Raw genomic sequence first — 15,053 nt, 5'->3', positions numbered from 1 at the left:
AGGTATAACGCAATGAGGCGTCATGACCCAACGACCCGGGCGGGCGGGCAGGCGAAGGAGCGCGCCGCCGGTCTGCTGTCACGGCTGACACCCCCCGAGTCTCCAGCGCGGTGAGGGGGAAGACCGCGGGGCCACCGGGGGGGGCGTGGGGGACGCGGCATGTTATGGAAGAGGCGTGCAGAAGATCGGCTACCTGATTCCCGAGTTCCCCGGACAGACCCACATCTTCTTCTGGCGCGAGCTGCAGGCGCTGCCGGGGAAGGGCGTGTCACCGGAGCTGGTGTCCACCCGTCCGCCGCCCGCGCGCATCATCAGCCACAGCTGGGCACGCGAGGCCATGTCGCGCACGGAGTACCTGGCGCCGCCGCCGCCCCTGGGCGTGCTGCGGGCCGCGCTGGAGATTGCCCGGTCCATGCCCACGGGCTGGGCGCGGGTGCTGGCCTCCATCGCGAGGGCGGAAGGCCTGGACGCGAAGGGCCGCGCGCAGCTGGTGGCGTTCGCGGTGATGGGTGGCCGGCTGGCGTCGCTGGCGCGCGAGCGCGGCTGGACGCACGTGCACGTGCACTCCTGCGCCAACGCGGCGCACGTGGCCATGTTCGCGCACCTGCTGTCGGGGCTCACGTACAGCATGACGCTGCACGGGCCGCTGGACGACTACGGGCCGAACCAGCGGGAGAAGTGGCGGCACGCGAAGTTCGCCTTCGTCATCACGAAGAAGCTGTTGGGCGAAGTGCGCCAGGAGCTGGCGGGGAGCCTGCCGGACCGCATCGAGCTGGCGCCCATGGGCGTGGAGCTGTCGCGCTTCCAGCGCACGGTGGCCTATGAGCCGTGGTCCGGCGAGGGCCCGCTGCGGCTGTTCTCGTGTGGCCGGCTGAACCCGTGCAAGGGGCACGCGGACCTCATCGACGCGGTGGGGATGCTGCGCAAGAAGGGCATCGACGCGCGGCTGTCCATCGCGGGCGAGGACGAGGCGGGCGGCACCACGTACCGCAAGGTGCTGGAGGCGAAGCTCGCGCAGGACGGCCTCACGGACGCGGTGACGCTGCTGGGCGCGGTGAGCGAGGACGTGGTGAAGGACGGCATCCAGCGCTCGCACCTCTTCGCGCTGGCGAGCCTCCAGGAGCCGCTGGGCGTGGCCATCATGGAGGCCATGGCGATGCGCGCGCCGGTGGTGGTGACAGGCGCGGGCGGCGTGAAGGAGCTGGTGGACGACGGCGTGGACGGCGTGCTGGTGCCGCCGCAGGCGCCCGCCGTGCTGGCGGAGAAGCTGGAGAAGCTGGCGCGTGACCCGGCCGAAGCGGTGCGGCTGGGCGAGGCCGGCCGCCGCAAGGTGGAGGAGCAGTTCAGCAGCGAGCGCAGCGCGGACATGCTGGCGCGGATGCTCGCGTAGCCTTCAGCGCACGGCCTTCCAGAAGAACAGGGCGGTGGCGCGCTTGGTCCGCTTGTCGCCCTGCCCGAAGTACGCGGTCGCCGAGTGCACGAAGTCGGCTCGGTAGACGATGAGGCGGTTGAAGACGTTCTCCACCTCCAGGTCCTGAGCCCACGCGTTCGAGGGCAGCTTCGTTACGCCGAAGGCCTGGGTGAGGTTGACGCAGCCGGGAGGGCAGGTGTTGCCGCCCAGGCCGCCGCCGGGCATGCGCAGCCGGTAGAAGGACGTGCCCACGTGTCTCACGGGCGGCTTCGGGTGCAGGTAGATGACGCCCGCGAAGTCGCACAGCGCCAGCGAGTCCACGTGCGGCTTCGCGGTGGACTCCTTCTCCCCCACGAGCTGCACGTGGTTGTGGGACAGCGAGCCCTGCGCGGGAGACTCCTGCTTGAGGGCGCGCACGCCGGCCTGTTCGCGGATCCACTGCTCGATGGGGGCCAGCTCCGCGGGCGTGAGCGCGTGGGGGGCGCGGATGCCGGGCCAGATTTCGGGCCGCCACGGAGCGCCCATGGTCCAGTCCTCGCGGGCCAGGTTGCGCTCGTAGACCTCCAGCGCGTTGGGCAGCGCGTTGTCCTTGATCCAGTAGTCCCGTCCCAGCTTCGGCTTCCGGTAGGGAAGCACGTCGCGGACTGCCGACTCCGGGCGCCGTGATTCGAGCATGGGAGGCGTGTCAGCAAGAACCCTGCCGTGTTTCACGTGTGTTTCATGCATCGGGCCGGGGCGTTCTGCCCCATCCGCCCGAGGGCCTCGCTACACCGGGGCGTTTTGCCCCAGGGTCAATCGCCCCGGAGGGCCTTCGTCGTGAGTCTCCGCGCGGATGACGACTGCTGATCACCCCGGCGCGCTTCTGTCGGAAACCCATGTGCACCTGCCCTGGATGGACATCCAAAAGACAGACACTGGATGCATTCGGGACGTTGGAGGCGGAAATGGCCGGGTGGGATAGGATTTCCAGACACTCTGGGTAATCCGGGTAAAGAATGCCATGCCCGTATTGGAAGGCTTTGTCATCATGGGCCCGCGCGGAAACGGAGCTCGGGGGGCACTTCCATGGCTGACAAAGAGATGCAGACGTTCGCGGCGCTGGTCATCCAATTCCGTTCAGGGCTCTTGAAGCACGCCCAGCGCATCCTGGGGAATGCTGCGGACGCGGAGGACCTGGTGCAGCACGCGCTGGACGAGGCGTGGAAGGAGCGGCTGCACCTTCAGGGGCCGGAGGCCTTCCGTGCATGGACGGGGCGGGTCATCAACACGCGGGCCATCAGCCTGCTGCGCCACCACCGCGCGGAGCAGCGCAAGGCGGTGAACGCGGGCTGGGTGACGGTGCTCGCGGACGACCCCGAGGAGTCCGAGGGCGGCGAACTCTGGACCTTCATCCAGGAGAAGGACCTGCGCGAAGCGGTGGAGCGCCTCCCGCCGCAGCAGCGGGAAGTGTTCCACCTGCGCGCGCAGGGGCGCTCCTACGTGAGCATCGGCGCCCAGGTGGGCCGCTCCACGGGCACGGTGGGCTGGTGGCTCCACCAGGTGCGCGAACAGCTGCGCGAGCGGCTCCAGCCCATCGCGGAGGAGCGCCGGCTCTCCGTGGGCACGTGGCACTGAGGCCTCAGGTGTTGCCCGCTCTCGCGGCCAGCAGCGCCGGTCCCGCGGCCTTCTCCTCCGGGAAGGGCAGGGGCGTGGCCTCCGCGCGCAGCAGTGGCAGTCCGTGCGGCTGGGCCTGGAGGTAGGCCACCAGCTTCTCTCGCACCACGCAGCGCAGTTCGAACGCCTTGCCCGAATCCGCCGCGCTCACCAGGGCGCGCAGCTTCATGGTGCGCTCGCTCAGGTCCGTCACCTGGAGCCCCTGCACCTTGCCGTCCCACAGCCCGTTGGACTCCTGCTCCAGGACGCGCTTGAGCTCCGCGCGCACCGCGGGCACGTCCGTGCGGAAGTCCACGTACAGCTCCGCCGTGCCCAATATCTCCGGCGACACCTTGCTCCAGTTCTGGAACGGCTTCTCCAGGAACTGCGTGATGGGGATGACCAGCCGGCGCAGGTCCCACACCTTCACCACGACGTAGGTGAGGGTGATCTCCTCGATCCACCCCCACTCGTTCTCGATGATGACCGTGTCGCCAATGCGCATGGGCTGCGTGATGGACAGCTGGATGCCCGCGAACAGCGTGGACAGCGACTTCTGCGCAGCAAGGCCAATGGCCAGGCCCGCGATGCCCGCGGACGCCAGCAGCGACACGCCCACGTTGCGCACCGCCTCGAACTGGAGGAGCAGCAGCGACGCGGCCACCAGCACCACCGCCACCTCCACCACGCGCCGCAGGATGGCCAACTGCGTGCGCAGGCCGCGCACCCGCGCCACGTCCGTGCCCTCCGGCGACTGCGCGACCTTGGTCTCCAGGAAGCGCGCGGCCCGGGTGAGGAAGCGCAGCACGAACAGCGCCACCGCCACGATGACCACCGAGCGCGCCGCCAGGTCCACCGTCTCCTGCGCCGGCGGGGGCAGCTTGAGGAACCGCGCCCCCGCCGCCACCAGCACGCCCGCCAGCACGAAGCGGATGCTCCCCTTCCCGGCGGCGAGCAGCTCGTCATCCCAGCCGGACTTCGTCAGCCCCGCGGCCCGCGCCCCCACCCGCAGCGCCACCGCCTCCACCAGCCGCCCCATCACCCACGCCCCCACGAGCACGACCGCCAGCCCCAGCCACTGCCACGCCTCCAGCACCCACAGCGGACGCGTGAAGAACACGGGCGGCAGCATCTCCAGGAGCGGCGACCCGTGCTCCTGGAACAGCGTGTCGATGGCGCCCACCGTGTCCGCGCTGAAGACCCACACCGGGCCTCCTTCCGCGTCCACGCGCTCCAGCACGATGTCCTGGGGGCCTCGCGTCGTGGCCACCTGGCCCAGCACCTCGTGGCGGGCGCGCTCCCCGGGGCCCGCCGGCTCCTTGCCGATGCGCGCGAAGTCCAGCCACAGCGTCCGGTCCATCACCACCACCAGCCGCCGCGCCAGCTTCAGCCCCTCCTCCGCCTGCGTCTCCGGAGGCAGCCGCGACAGGTCCAGGTAGTGCGGCGCCCGCAGCCCGTCCCGAGCATGCGCCGCGTCCAGGAACCCCGCCGCCGTCGCCGTGGGCGTGCTCCGGTCCACCTCCGGCGGAGGCGGCGGCAGCCCCGCGTTCAGCGCGAAGGCCCCCACGGGCCCCAACAGCAGCAACAACCACATCCACGGCGGCACGAAACGGCGCACGGCGCTCTCCCAATCTCTATGTAATTTGAGGGCAAACAATCACCCTGGGCGGAGGCTGTCCAGCGGTGATGACGCGGAAGGACAAGGGTAGGGTGTAGGGCGGACGGGCGGGAGGGCGCCCCATGGTAGGTTTAGCACCTCCATGTCCGCTCCTGCTTCGTCGCTCAAGGCCGTCATCGCCGCGCTGTCCGGCAACGTGTTGGTCACGTTCATCAAGTTCATCGCCTTCCTCCTGTCGGGGTCGGGGGCGATGTTGTCGGAGGCGATCCACTCGGCGGCGGATACGGGCAACCAGGTGTTGTTGTTCCTGGGATTGAAGCGGGCGGCGCGCGTGGAGGACGACTCGCACCCGTACGGCTACGGAGGCGAGCGCTTCATCTTCGGCATCCTGTCCGCGTCCGGCATCTTCTTCGTGGGCTGCGGCGTGACCGTCTACCACGGCATCCAGTCGCTCCTTCACCCGCACGTGGCGGAGACGGGGCCGGTGACGTTCGGGGTGCTGGGGCTGTCGTTCCTCATCGAGGGCGGCGTGCTGCTGTTCGCGGTGCGCGGGCTCCTCAAGCAGGCCGCGGGCGAGCCCTTCTTCCGCTTCGTGCGGACGAAGGCCGACCCCGCGTCGGTGGCCATCCTGCTGGAGGACGGCGCGGCGGTGCTGGGCCTGGTGCTGGCGACGGCGGGCATCGCGCTGGCGCACGTGACGGGCAACCCGCTGTGGGACGCGCTGGCGTCGCTCACGGTGGGCGTGCTGCTGGGGCTCATCGCCATCTACCTGATGGTGGCGAACCGGGAGCTGTTGCTCGGCCGGTCGGTGCCCGCGGACGTGGAGCAGCGCTTCGAGGAGCTGCTGCGCGCGCGCGTAAGCCTGGCGGACCTGCACGACGTGAAGACGCGGCAGCTCACCCCGGAGTCCTACCAGTTCAAGGCGGAGCTGCGCTTCAGCGAGTCCTTCGTGGCCGCCCGGCTGGCGGAGGCCCTGCCGGCGCAGGGGCTGCCCCCGGTGGGCGCGGAGCGCGAGCGCGCGTTGACGGACGCGGCCCGGCACCTCATCCGCACCCTGAGCGAGGAGATCGACGCCATCGAAGCGGAGGTCCGCCGCGCCATCCCGCAGGCGAAGCACATCGACCTGGAGCTGGAGCACCTGACCGCCGCCGCCGCCGAGGCCGCGGAGCTCCGCGCCCGCACCGGGTGAGGTTTGGTAGGACTGCTGAGGTCAGGCATGGTGTTGGACTCCACAGGTCCAATTTGATTCGATAGGCACCGTCACGAAGCTTGCTTCCCATCAAGGACACGGGCTTCATCACGCCCGTGGAGGACTAGATGGGGCGCCAGGGTTCGTCATCGCGGCGGGTGTGGGTGAAGCGCGGGCTGGTGGCGCTGCTGGCGTTGCCCCTCTCCGGCTGCGTGCTCTTCGCGCGGCCCATCCGTCCGCCACGCGCCTCCGACGAGGAGATGGCCCGCTTCCAGTTCCCGTTGGACCTGCCCGCGGAGGGGCGCACGCAGACGCCCGCCATGGTGGCGGTGGCGACGCAGCTGGCGATGGATGACTTCCGTCCGCTGGATGTGAAGCCGCACAAGGGCGCGACCGCGGACGAGCTGTGCCTCTACCGGCGGGACTCCTTCGACGTGTGGACGGCGCCCGGCCCGGAGGGCGTGATGTTCGTGCGCTTCGTGCCCAGGCAGGACGCCTGCAACTCCGAAGGGCCCGTGACGGACGCGAGCGCCACGTACGCTATCGACACGCGTCAGTGGCGCATCCTCTCCATCCAGCGCTAGGCCGCCGTCGCACCCGAGGGCGGGGCCTCATCCGGCGTCGCGCGTGTCAGGCCCAGCACCTTCTCCCGCTGCGGCCACGGCCACGCGCCGGTGACCATGGCCAGCTTGCCCGCGAGCACCGAGCACACCGCGACCTGGAACGTGCAGATGTACGAGATGATGCCCATGTCTCCGAACACCTGGTTCAGGTAGGACGCCACCACGCCCACGATGAGCAGGCATGCGGTTCGATGTTCCGCCGCGTACGCTCGATGGTACGAGCGCGCCGCCAGGTACACCGTCACCACCAGGTACATCCACACGCCCGTGAACCCGAACCACCCGCCGAAGGCCAGCAGGCCCAACAGCGAGTTGTGCGGGTGGAAGCGGTACGTGGGGAACACGAACGCGATGTTGGGCAGCGGGTAGGGCTCCAGGAACTCGTGCCCGTAGCCCGTGCCGAACACGGGGTTCGTGTTCCAGGTGGCGATGAGGTTGAGGTTCTCGATGTCGCGGTAGTCCAGCTCTCCTTCGGCGTGCTGACCCTCGATGATGGAGCGGAAGGTCGCCACCGGCTTGAACACGCTGCTGTTGGAGCTCCACCCCACCAGGAAGTACACGACCAGCAGCGGTGAGCACGCGATGAGCCCGCGCGTGATGAACTTCTTCAGCGGCGTCCACGGGTTGAAGAAGTACGCCGCGGCCAGCCCGCCCACGAGGCTCACGTACGCGAGCCGGCGGTCGTTGAAGAACATCCCGATGAACACCAGGATGATGATGAGGAGGCCTCGGATGGCGTGGCCGGACTTGGGCCGCTCCAGCCAGCGCATGATGCACACGCTGATGGCGAAGATGAACGTCATCGAGTCCGAGTGGCAGGTGGTGTACTCCACCTCCAGGTGCTGGGCCGGCACGATGACGAGCGCGAAGTAGGTGCTCACCGCGGACTTGGTCAGCGCCGCCGCGATGATGGTCTTCGCCACCAGGGGCCAGTCCTCCGGCCCGCGCAGGCTGTAGTGGTACATCATGCCCACCAGCGGGAGCACCGCGGCCTGGTGCCACTGCCAGAGCGAGTTCTTGATGTCCCCGCCCCGCGCGATGCCCCACACCTCCATCCACATGATGGAGAAGAACGAAATCGCCAGCACCACCGCCAGCGGCCGGGGGATGGGCACCACCGGTGGATCAATCTTGGACTTCGTGGCCCGCCGGTAGATGCCGATGCCAATGGAGCCAATGATGAGCCCGTCGATGAGCGGGAAGCGCAGGGCGCCAATGCCCACCAGCTCATGCATCTGCGTGAAGAGCAGCTTGCCCAGCGGGAAGAGCGGCGACGGCCAGAACATCGACTGGGGGCGCTCGGGTGTGTAGTCCACCGCGAGCACCAGGTAGAGCACCGTGATGGCCAGGTAGCGCAGCGGCACCTTGATGATGACCCACCCCACGGTGAGCGCCAGCACGGGTGCCAGGGTGACGATGGGGTCCCCGTTACCCACGGCGGCCGCACCCAGGGTGACGGCGCCCAGGCCCACGACCATGACGATGTACTGGAGCCAGGCGGCGGGCGAGGGTTTGAAGGCCATTCGAGCGGGGGGGAGGCTATATCCCGGGCCCGTGTTGGGATAGATGCGGAAGGCGTATGGCTGGCACCCGACCCCGCGTCCTCCTGATTGCTGAGCTGTGCAACCCAGACTGGGTGAGCGTCCCCCTGGAAGGCTGGTCCCTGGCAAGGGCGCTCGCCGAGGTGGCGGATGTGCACCTGGTCACCCAGGTCCGCAACCGCGAGAACATCCTCAAGCAGGGGCTGGTGGAGGGGAAGGACTTCACGGCCCTGGACTCCACGCCGGTGGAGCGTCCGCTGGAGAAGGTGGGCGAGGTGCTGCGCGGCAAGGCGGGCGTGGGCTGGACGACGGCCACGGCGCTGAGCGTGCTGCCGTACTACTACTTCGAGGAGCTGCTCTGGCGGCGCTTCGGGGACCGCATCCGCGCGAAGGAATTCGACGTGGTGCACCGCTACACGCCCATCAGCCCCACGACGCCCAGCACGTTGGCGGCGCGGTGCGCGGACGCCGGTGTGCCCTTCATCATGGGCCCCATGAACGGCGGCCTGCCGTGGCCCAAGGGCTTCGGGGACGCGCGCGTGCGTGAGCGCGAGTGGCTGAGCTACATCCGGGACGTCTACAAGCTGATGCCCTTCTACAAGTCGACGCGGCAGAACGCGGCGGCGCTGATGATGGGCTCGCGGGCGACGCGGGCGCAGCTGTCGCGGGAGTACCAGGACAAGGTCGTCTACATCCCGGAGAACGCCATCGACGTGCGGCGCTTCGGTTCGTCGAAGGCGGAGCCGCCGAAGCCGGGTGAGCCGCTGCGGGTGGCGTTCGTGGGGCGCTTCGTGCCGTACAAGGGCATGGCGATGCTCATCGACGCGGCGGCGCCGCTGGTGCGTGAGGGCAAGGTGCAGGTGGAGCTCATCGGCGACGGCGCGGAGATGCAGAACCTGCGCGCGCAGGTGGCGAGGAGCGGCCTGGAGAACGGCGTGACGTTCGCGGGCTGGGTGAAGCACCAGGAGCTGCAGGGCCGCCTGTCGAAGAACCACATCTTCGGTTTCCCGAGCGTGCGCGAGTTCGGCGGCGCGGTGGTGGCGGAGGCGATGGCGCTGGGGCTGGTGCCCATCGTGATGGACTACGGCGGTCCGGGAGAGATCGTCAGTCCGTCCACGGGCTTCGCCATCCCCATGGGCACGCCGCAGGAGATCGTGGAGCGCGTGCGCGGAGTCCTGGAGAAGCTGGTCGCGGATCCGTCCGTGATTGGCCCCATGGGCGAGCGCGCGCGGGCGCGCATCTTCAAGCACTTCACGTGGAAGGCGAAGGCGGAGCAGGTGCTGGAGGTGTATCGCTGGGTGTCCGGCGAGCGCGGCCAGCCTGACTTCGGCATGCCGCTGGCGGACTGAGGGCCGCGGGAAGGGTCCGCCATGCGAAGGTGGGCGCTGGGCCTCATCGCGGGAGTCCTGGGGTGCGCGTCTTCCGGGGCGCCCCCTGTAGGGACTCCGCTTCAGGTCTGGGCGCGGGCGGAGATCGGACAGGGCTGCGAGCCGGACGCAGGGGACCGCTGTGTCGCCACGCTCTGTACCGAGACGGAATGCGCGCTCTTCTTCTGTGAAGATCTCGCGTCCTCCGGGATTGTCCGCACGCGCGCGACTGCGCCCGTGTTCGTGGCGCCTGGGGGCACCGCACAGCGGAACTGGGGCAGTGCGCAGGGGCTGCCGGGGGACCGGCAGCCGGTCATGGTGTTCCGCTGGTATCCGCGCGAGCGCCTCCCGAGCGAAGTGCGCCGCCAGCAGGCCATGGAGGAATGGGCCCGGCGTCCCAAGGAGAAACACCATCTCTTCCCCCAGCAGTACACGGCGTACTTCCTCTCCAAAGGCATCAACGTGCATGACTACGTCATGGCCATCGACAAGGACCTGCATGCGCGGATCCACCGGGGCACTGATGGCGGCCCCTGGAATGGCGAGTGGCGCATGTTCTTCTCGAGGACCTACGGCCGGGCCACCAAGCCGCAGCACTTCGAACAAGCATCGAAGATGATCCAGCAGTTCGGCCTGTTCGGACTGACGATGACCTACTGGCAGAGCATCGAGCTGGGTCCCTTTCCCAGGGATGACTGATGCGCTACTTCGAACTGAGCACGCCGCACTACGACGCGCCTCGTGTCTGGACGGGGAGCTATCAGGCGGATGCGCGCTGGATGTTGCCTGGCGTGGAGTGCCCTGCCTGCGGTGAGACTTGGAGTGGCATCGCACTGGCCTATCCCTCCGTGGACCTGTCCCAGCACCCGATGCGGACGGAGCTTGAGACGCCGCGCCTGGAACCCTTCGCGCGTTACGCACGGCTCCTGGAGCAGGTGAAGCCGTTGTTGCCACCTGGGGCTCAAGTGGAGCCCGGGACGACCTTCGGTCCCCTGGTTGGGACCGCGGAGGGGACGTTCGGCCCCCTCGTCTTGAGGGATCCATGGAAGCTCCTGGTGCGGGAGGACGCCCTGGACGCGCTGCGGATCGCCGGGCTTCAAGGCCTTGTGCCGGTGAGGGCGGAGCTGACTCCAAGCGGGGCAGCGATTCCGACGCTCCATGAACTGGAGCTCACGGCGCGTGGGCGGTTGTTCCCATTGGGGCCGCCGCCCTGTGCAACCTGTGGACGGGTGGATGCGGCCATGCCGGAGGAGTGCCGGCTGGAGGGCGCGTCGTTGCCACCGGACCTGGACATCTTCCGGCTGACGGATGCCGTGACGTTGATTGTCGCGACCGAGCGTTTCGTGGAGGTGGCGCGTGGCCTCGGACCCCTGGATGTCCTCTTCAAGGAGCTTCCCGTGGGCGGCGGGGGATAGGGTTCCGGGCATGAGCTCCTCGCTGCTTCGCCGCGCCGTCCGTGGCTTCGCGGTGTACGACCTGTGCGTCACGCTTCCGTTCGCCACGCCGTGGACGGCGGGAGCGATGGTGGGCGTCATGAGCTGGGCGCACGAGGGCCTGTCGCTGGGCGGAGAGGCCGTGCCTGCCTTCACGCCCACGCACGTGTTCTTCGTAGCCCTCTTCGGTGTGGTCGCCGTCATGTGGGCGCTGGTCCGCGTCCTCCAGCCCACCGCGTTGCATGGCGCCATCGACACGGTGGGCCGGGGGCTCGTCTCCGCGTGGATGGTGCTGGCGATCACGCAGGGGGCGTCGCAGGTGCTTGGCGTGTTCCTCGTGATGGAGGCCGCCGGCATGTTCGTGCAGGGCGCGCTCCTGCTCGGCGCGCGGCGGCGGGACGTGGCTCCCGCGACGGGGAGCTGAGCGGAGGCCCTTGCCTCTGCACCAAGGTGCAGGGGTTACGGTCCTTCGCATGAACCCTGAACCGTCCCTGCTTCGCCGTGTCGTCTTCGCCAGCGCGCTGTACGACTTCGTCGTCACCGTCCCCTTCGCCACGCCGTGGACCGCGAACGCGGTGCTCGCGGGCATCCGGTCCGTGCACCACGCGCTGGGCCTGGGTGGTGATCCACTCCCCGCGTTCACCTCCACGCACCTGTTCTTCGTGGCCCTGTTCGGCACCATCGTGACGCTGTGGTCCGTCGTGCGGCTCGTCCATCCCACCGCGTTCAACGGCGCCGTGGACACCGCGGGCCGGGCGCTGTTCTCCACCTGGATGGCGTGGTCGCTCACGCAGGGTGCGACGCGAGTGCTCGTCGTCTTCCTCGTGCTGGAGCTGGCGTGGATGTTCGCCCAGGGCGGTGTCATCCTCGGCGCCAGGAGGTGGCGTGGTGGCATCCCCGCGACGGCCCGTTGAAGCAGCCCCCTTGCGCATCGGCGCGCTCGCCCGTGAATCCGGCGTGAAGCTGTCCACGCTGCGCTTCTACGAGCGCCGCAAGCTGCTCCTGCCCATGGACCGCAGCGAGAGCGGCCAGCGCCTCTACGGCCCGGACGCCGCCATCCGCGTGCGCTTCATCCGCCGCTCGCAGGAGCTGGGCTTCACGCTGAAGGAGGTGTCCGCCGTGCTCGCCCTCACCGACCGGCGCGGCACCCCCACTCGCGACGTGGCCCGCTTCGCCGAGGCGAAGGTCCAGGCCATCGACGCGCGCATCGACGACCTGCGCCGCATGCGCCGCGCCATCACCACCCTGATGGCGGAAGGCTTCTGCCCTCCGGACACCGTGTGTCCCATCCAGGCGTCGCTCGGAGCACCCGCGCATCCAGCGAAGCGCAAGGCCCAAGCCGCGTCCTCCACCGCCAAGGCCCGGCGGCCTGCGCCCAAGACGCGGACCGGCTGAACGAGCCCCAAGCCCGGGGTCCACGGTACGCAGGGGAGACCCCTGCGCCCGGACCCACCGAGCGGACGCGCGCTACCGCCGCTCCGCCTCGCGCGTGGTGCGCACCCACTCGCCGCGCTTCTCCGCGCCGGGGCCGCGCACCATCAGCCACACCTTCCACACCACGTAGAAGGGTGCCCACGCCAGGTCCAGCAGGCCACGCGCCCCCACGCCGGACACCCACCAGCCGCGCAGCACGTACAGCGTCAGCGACATCAGCCCGAACGACGCCAGCGCGGACGCCGCGACCGCCGTGCCGCCGGACAGCCACACCACGCCGGCCGCAAGCACCGAGCCCGCCACCGTCGCCAGCACCAGCTGGCTCAGGGGCGGCACCAGCACGTCCATGGACAGGTCCAGCAAGAGCCCGCTCTTCTGCTTCAGCGCGTCGCTGAGCAGCGGCCACCCGTGGAGCTTGCGCATCTGCGCGCGTCCGCCCTCCCAGCGCTGGCGCTGAGAGCGGCTCTGCTTCTCCGCCGTGACCATCTCGCCCAGCACCTCCGCCTCCCAGGCGTAGTGCACGCGGTGCCCCGCGCGCGCCAGGCGGATGCCGTACTCCAGGTCCTCCACCACGCTGAACGCGTCGTGCGGCACCTGCTTCAGCACCGCGTGCGTGAAGCACATGCCGTTGCCGCGCAGGCCGCAGGACACGCCCATCCGCTCGCGCCCCATGGAGCGCACGCGGTGGAACATCCCCAGCGCGATGGTCATCAGCCGCGTGCGCCACGACGCCGTGGGGTTCATCACGCCGTAGTGCGCCTGCACGCCGTGCGCCCCGTCCTCCAGCCGGCGGGCGAAGGCGTGCAGCAGGTTCGCGGACACCACCGTGTCCGCGTCCACCACCACCACCGCGTCCGCGAAGCCGTCACGCTGGCTGTGCTCGAAGGCGTGCGCCAGCGCGTAGCCCTTGCCGCGCTTCTCCGCGTCCTGGCGCTCCAGCACCGTGGCGCCCGCTTCCCGCGCCTTCTGGGCCGTCGCGTCCGAGCAGTTGTCCGCCACCACGATGATGCGCCGCAGGTGCGCCGGGTAGTCCACCGCGGACAGGTTCGCCACCGTCCGGGCAATGCCCAGCTCCTCGTTGTGCGAGGGGATGATGACGTCGAACTTCCGCACCGCCGGCGACGGCGGCACCGGCGCCGCCTTGCGCCCCGACAACAGCGTCAAGAGCAGCAGGTAGCCGCAGCCCACCACCACCGGCAGCAGTCCCACGCACAGCGCCACGTCCACCCAGGTCCAGACCGTCACGACAGTGTCACCCCCGCGCTCGCGCCATCCGAAGGACGGCCGAGCGCACGAACCTTCAGCGCCGTTCCAGCTCCGCCAGCACCGGCAACTTGAGCAGCCGCTCCACTTGCCACTTCTCCAGGACCCGGCGGCGCAGGATGTCCAGCGCCACCGCCGCGAACACCGCCAGCGCCACCCCGCCCACCACGCCCGCGATGGCGATGAGCTTCGGGTTCGGCTTGGACGGCTTCTCCGGGAAGAGCGCCGGCAACAGCACGCTGTAGCGGTGCTTCATGGACACCTTCGAAATCTCCAGCTCCGTCTGCGCCTGGTCCAGCCGGCGCAGCTTCTCCTGGTGCCGCATCACCACCATGCGCATCCGGTCCGTGGCCACCGCCACCTCCGGATCATCCGGCGTGCCCAGCATCGCGCCCGCCATGGGCGCGCCGAAGCCCGCCGCCAGGCTCGTGCCCTCGGTCGTGGAGTCCACGTCCGTGCCGCCCATGCGCAGGTACTCCTGGATGAGCGACTGCTCCTCGGAGCGCAGGGACGTCAGCTGCGGCGAGTCCGCCTGCATCGTCGCCACGCGCTGCTCCAGGTCGACAATCACCGGGTGCTGCGGGGAGAACACGACGCGCTGCTCCGCCAGCTGCGAGCGCAGCTCCGTGAGGCGGCGGCCGCGGAACTCCTCCACGTCGCGGATGGCGCGGCGCTTGGCCTGCACCAGGAACTTCAGCTGCGCGAGCGCGTGGTCCGTCTGCAACAGCGCCTGCCGCGCGCTGGCCTGCTTGGGGTCCGCTTCCTTCTTCTTGCGGCGCGCATCCGCGGCCCGCACCGCGCGCTCCAGGTCCGCGATGGCCTGCTTGATGTTGGCGGCCTCGTTGGCCACCTGGCCCTGGAGGATGTTCACGGATTCGGAGATGGCGCCCATCTCCGAGTCATGGCGCATGTCCAGGAAGTTCTGCGCCGCGGCCTCCACGATGTTGAAGGCCATCTGCGGATCGCTCCAGTCCACCCCGATGGTGACCGTGCCGCTGCCGCCCTCCGCCATCACGATGAGGCTGGTCTCCAGCATCGCGATGAGCGCCTCCTCCTTCTCCTCGTCCGTCATGGGAGGCGGAGCCTTCTTCAGGTACTGCTCCTTCATGCGGCTCATGGGCGAGCGCATGTGGTCCCAGTACTCGATGAGCTTCGCGTTCTTCACCACGGACTTGAGGTTGCCGCGGCTGAGCACCATCTCCCACGCGGCGCGCGTGGGTTGATCCGCCTCCACCGGGATGGACCGGCCCGGGTTCACCAGCGAGGAGATGATGAGGTTGCGGTACGTCAGCATCCGCGTCTCGACGTGGTACTTGCGCGGCATCAGCTTCGCCGCCGCCGAACCCAGCCCCGCCATCACCGCGACGATGCACAGCCCCAGGAACCAGTGCCGGAAGATGGCCCTGCGCACGAAGCCCAGCCCGTCGAACAGGAAGCCCCAGTCGATGAGGTCCGCCGGCGCGTTTGTCTCTTCGCGCTCGGGGACGTACGGCGGACCTCATCGACTGGGGCTTCCTGTTCGACGGGCTGGGCTTCGTGCGC

At 69.6% G+C, this 15,053-nt stretch carries 14 protein-coding genes and 1 pseudogene; 10 read left to right on the top strand and 5 right to left on the bottom strand.

The genetic code is table 11. The features are described from left to right. Positions 1-175: 175 nt before the first annotated feature. The gene (gene epsE / locus D7Y21_RS34995; RefSeq protein ID WP_120564631.1) at positions 176-1,390 is read left to right on the top strand and encodes an exopolysaccharide biosynthesis GT4 family glycosyltransferase EpsE; all 1,215 of its coding nucleotides are present in this window, start codon (positions 176-178) and stop codon (positions 1,388-1,390) included. A gap of 3 nt (positions 1,391-1,393) precedes the next feature. Here the strand turns inward: epsE and D7Y21_RS34990 are convergent, their stop codons facing one another. After that, on the bottom strand, positions 1,394-2,047 hold the full coding sequence (locus tag D7Y21_RS34990; protein ID WP_233591681.1) for a DUF6445 family protein: 654 nt from the start codon (positions 2,045-2,047) through the stop codon (positions 1,394-1,396). 429 nt (positions 2,048-2,476) lie between these two features. Here D7Y21_RS34990 and D7Y21_RS34985 point away from each other — a divergent pair, with 429 nt between their 5' ends. Beyond that, the gene (locus D7Y21_RS34985) at positions 2,477-3,025 is read left to right on the top strand and encodes an RNA polymerase sigma factor (protein WP_158619307.1); all 549 of its coding nucleotides are present in this window, start codon (positions 2,477-2,479) and stop codon (positions 3,023-3,025) included. A gap of 4 nt (positions 3,026-3,029) precedes the next feature. On the opposite strand, the gene D7Y21_RS34980 is transcribed toward D7Y21_RS34985, so the two are convergent. Continuing rightward, positions 3,030-4,637: a mechanosensitive ion channel family protein gene (locus D7Y21_RS34980; protein WP_121717990.1), complete on the bottom strand. Its 1,608-nt coding sequence runs from the start codon at positions 4,635-4,637 to the stop codon at positions 3,030-3,032. A 166-nt stretch (positions 4,638-4,803) separates the two neighbouring features. Between D7Y21_RS34980 and D7Y21_RS34975 the strand changes: the two genes are divergently transcribed. Then, positions 4,804-5,850: a cation diffusion facilitator family transporter gene (locus D7Y21_RS34975; protein ID WP_120564627.1), complete on the top strand. Its 1,047-nt coding sequence runs from the start codon at positions 4,804-4,806 to the stop codon at positions 5,848-5,850. A 128-nt stretch (positions 5,851-5,978) separates the two neighbouring features. Then, positions 5,979-6,434 carry a hypothetical protein gene (locus D7Y21_RS34970; RefSeq protein WP_121717989.1) on the top strand — a complete coding sequence of 152 codons (456 nt, stop codon included), beginning with the start codon at positions 5,979-5,981 and terminating at the stop codon, positions 6,432-6,434. Here D7Y21_RS34970 and wzy read toward each other — a convergent pair. Next, positions 6,431-7,996: an exopolysaccharide repeat unit polymerase gene (gene wzy, locus D7Y21_RS34965; protein ID WP_120564624.1), complete on the bottom strand. Its 1,566-nt coding sequence runs from the start codon at positions 7,994-7,996 to the stop codon at positions 6,431-6,433. The genes D7Y21_RS34970 and wzy overlap by 4 nt on opposite strands. Before the next feature lie 56 nt (positions 7,997-8,052). Here wzy and epsH point away from each other — a divergent pair, with 56 nt between their 5' ends. Genes epsH through D7Y21_RS34935 form a run of 6 tightly spaced genes read left to right on the top strand, consistent with a single transcriptional unit; the run spans position 8,053 to position 12,209 of the window. Then, complete coding sequence (gene epsH, locus D7Y21_RS34960; protein WP_121717988.1) at positions 8,053-9,363, top strand: exopolysaccharide biosynthesis glycosyltransferase EpsH; 1,311 nt, start codon at positions 8,053-8,055, stop codon at positions 9,361-9,363. Between the two features lie 21 nt (positions 9,364-9,384). Continuing rightward, complete coding sequence (locus D7Y21_RS34955) at positions 9,385-10,080, top strand: TIGR02269 family lipoprotein (protein ID WP_120564622.1); 696 nt, start codon at positions 9,385-9,387, stop codon at positions 10,078-10,080. Then, a complete protein-coding gene (locus D7Y21_RS34950) occupies positions 10,080-10,796 on the top strand; it encodes a double-CXXCG motif protein (protein WP_121717987.1) in 717 nt (238 codons plus the stop codon). The genes D7Y21_RS34955 and D7Y21_RS34950 overlap by 1 nt, the downstream gene beginning before the upstream one ends. 10 nt (positions 10,797-10,806) lie before the next feature. Further along, positions 10,807-11,238: a hypothetical protein gene (locus tag D7Y21_RS34945; RefSeq protein WP_121717986.1), complete on the top strand. Its 432-nt coding sequence runs from the start codon at positions 10,807-10,809 to the stop codon at positions 11,236-11,238. A gap of 49 nt (positions 11,239-11,287) precedes the next feature. Continuing rightward, entirely contained in the window at positions 11,288-11,728 is a 441-nt protein-coding gene (locus D7Y21_RS34940; RefSeq protein WP_121717985.1) for a hypothetical protein, read from the top strand. Next, positions 11,703-12,209 carry a MerR family DNA-binding protein gene (locus D7Y21_RS34935; protein ID WP_158619305.1) on the top strand — a complete coding sequence of 169 codons (507 nt, stop codon included), beginning with the start codon at positions 11,703-11,705 and terminating at the stop codon, positions 12,207-12,209. Before D7Y21_RS34940 ends, D7Y21_RS34935 begins: the two co-directional genes overlap by 26 nt. 72 nt (positions 12,210-12,281) lie before the next feature. Here the strand turns inward: D7Y21_RS34935 and epsU are convergent, their stop codons facing one another. Both epsU and epsV read right to left on the bottom strand, forming a co-directional pair. Next, positions 12,282-13,493, bottom strand: a complete 1,212-nt coding sequence (gene epsU / locus D7Y21_RS34930; protein WP_120564617.1) for an exopolysaccharide biosynthesis GT2 family glycosyltransferase EpsU — start codon at positions 13,491-13,493, stop codon at positions 12,282-12,284. A 55-nt stretch (positions 13,494-13,548) separates the two neighbouring features. Further along, positions 13,549-14,982: pseudogene (gene epsV / locus D7Y21_RS34925) on the bottom strand (PCP family exopolysaccharide biosynthesis protein EpsV); the annotation flags it as partial. Between the last annotated feature and the right edge of the window lie 71 nt (positions 14,983-15,053).

The sequence above is a fragment of the Corallococcus sp. AB045 genome (assembly GCF_003668895.1).
Lineage (GTDB): Bacteria > Myxococcota > Myxococcia > Myxococcales > Myxococcaceae > Corallococcus > Corallococcus coralloides.
The sequence above is the reverse complement of the archived record's forward strand: the minus strand, read 5'-3'. Positions and strand labels throughout refer to the sequence as shown.

Coding starts and splice junctions, on each gene's coding strand:
- D7Y21_RS34970 (WP_121717989.1), top strand. CDS start 5,979: ATGGGGCGCCAGGGTTCGTCATCGCGGCGGGTGTGGGTGAAGCGCGGG.
- D7Y21_RS34950 (WP_121717987.1), top strand. CDS start 10,080: ATGCGCTACTTCGAACTGAGCACGCCGCACTACGACGCGCCTCGTGTC.
- D7Y21_RS34955 (WP_120564622.1), top strand. CDS start 9,385: ATGCGAAGGTGGGCGCTGGGCCTCATCGCGGGAGTCCTGGGGTGCGCG.
- wzy (WP_120564624.1), bottom strand. CDS start 7,996: ATGGCCTTCAAACCCTCGCCCGCCGCCTGGCTCCAGTACATCGTCATG.
- D7Y21_RS34940 (WP_121717985.1), top strand. CDS start 11,288: ATGAACCCTGAACCGTCCCTGCTTCGCCGTGTCGTCTTCGCCAGCGCG.
- D7Y21_RS34980 (WP_121717990.1), bottom strand. CDS start 4,637: ATGTGGTTGTTGCTGCTGTTGGGGCCCGTGGGGGCCTTCGCGCTGAAC.
- D7Y21_RS34985 (WP_158619307.1), top strand. CDS start 2,477: ATGGCTGACAAAGAGATGCAGACGTTCGCGGCGCTGGTCATCCAATTC.
- D7Y21_RS34945 (WP_121717986.1), top strand. CDS start 10,807: ATGAGCTCCTCGCTGCTTCGCCGCGCCGTCCGTGGCTTCGCGGTGTAC.
- epsH (WP_121717988.1), top strand. CDS start 8,053: ATGGCTGGCACCCGACCCCGCGTCCTCCTGATTGCTGAGCTGTGCAAC.
- D7Y21_RS34975 (WP_120564627.1), top strand. CDS start 4,804: ATGTCCGCTCCTGCTTCGTCGCTCAAGGCCGTCATCGCCGCGCTGTCC.